General features: G+C 34.7%; 1 protein-coding gene. It reads right to left on the bottom strand.

From position 1 onward, the window contains the following. Window positions 1–250: 250 nt before the first annotated feature. Window positions 251–1,267: an IS110 family RNA-guided transposase gene (locus tag HET73_RS07415; protein ID WP_174133555.1), complete on the bottom strand. Its 1,017-nt coding sequence runs from the start codon at window positions 1,265–1,267 to the stop codon at window positions 251–253. Window positions 1,268–1,476 lie beyond the last annotated feature (209 nt).

Here is a 1,476-nt window from a genome sequence, read left to right as displayed (position 1 = left end):
ATACCGTCTTGCCAGTCAACAAGAAAATTATAAAAATTGAATCTTATAAGCTGTATTGCGAAATCAAAAAATACTTCCAACTGTGTAGAGGTATGCAAATTATAGTTAGTGTATATGTTGATAAGTATATTTCTGCTGTCTTGCATACATAAAGCCAATTTACTTATCAACATATACACTAACCAACTACATTAAATAAATTTGTATAAAATACTGTTTTACATAAGATCAGATGTAGCATTTTTTGATTTTAAATCACTAAAGCTTCAGTCAATCTCCTAGCCCTGTAATTTTTGATATGGTCAGGGTTAAAAGCACTTTTGGATCTCAGAATACCGAAAATGATATGGAGTAGCTTACGCATTGCAGCACCAACGATGGCCATATTATGCTTACCCTTTAATCTTTGGCAAAAGCTTATAATGATAGGATTGTGATTCTTAGCTACTATGGCGGGAAAATACATTGCCTTACGTAGTGTTCGTGAACCTGATTTACTTAATCTGGGTTTACCATATACAGATGAACCCGACGTCATATTTCGCGGTATAACTCCTACGTATGCTGCCAATTGCCTGGCATCTCTAAAAGCCTTTATGTCAGGAACTTCAGCTAAAATAGCTATTGCTGACTCTTCTCCTATACCTGGAATAGTCAATAGAAGTTGAAAATTTTCTAATAACTCTTTGTGTTGCTTTAATAGTTCATGTATGGAGTTTTTTATTCTTTCTATTTTTTGTTCTACATTCATTGCAAGGTCTTCCCAAGCATTTGCAACTTCTTTAGGCAGTCTCTCTTTTTTTTCTAGATGATTATTTATTAATGTTAATTCATCTTTTAACGCAGCCGAGCAACGATAAAGATGTTTTAATTTTTTCAATTCAGGAGAAGGTGGTGTCCAACGAGTTGGTTCCTGTCTTTGGCAATAATCAGCAATAATTTCTGCATCGGTCTGATCATTCTTTTGTCTTACAAGCTTACTCCTCGCATAAGATTTAATACAATAAGGATTTATAACACTAACAAAATGTCCAGCGTTGTGCAGAAATTCAGCCAAAGCTTCGCTATAACAACCAGTAGCCTCCATGCATGCCTTCACTTCTTCCACATTATGCTTTTGTAGAAAACTTAGCAAACCTTGAAACCCAGAGTCCTCGTTTTTAAAACTCCTTTTTCTAGTTTCACGTCTTCCTTTTTTGCTTATGAATGAGAGAAAAACATCAAAGCGATCTTTTGATATGTCTATGCCCAAAAAGTTGTTGATCATATATAACCCCATACGTTACCATTAAAAATGAAAAGTAAGGCTAGTCTTGTGGATACAGAATTAGAACCATTTAGATCTTTCTACGATACCGTCCAGCCTCTACTTTTGAGAAGGGAACTCTTATCTGCCCGACAGATTTTATATCTAAGTTTTGTAACAGAATTCTTCCCTTCTCCATCTAATGCTTAAGCTTAAAACATTAGATGCTT

The organism is Wolbachia endosymbiont of Atemnus politus (assembly GCF_013309895.1).
Note: the sequence above shows the minus strand (reverse complement) of the source record. Positions and strands in the feature narration are given on the sequence as shown.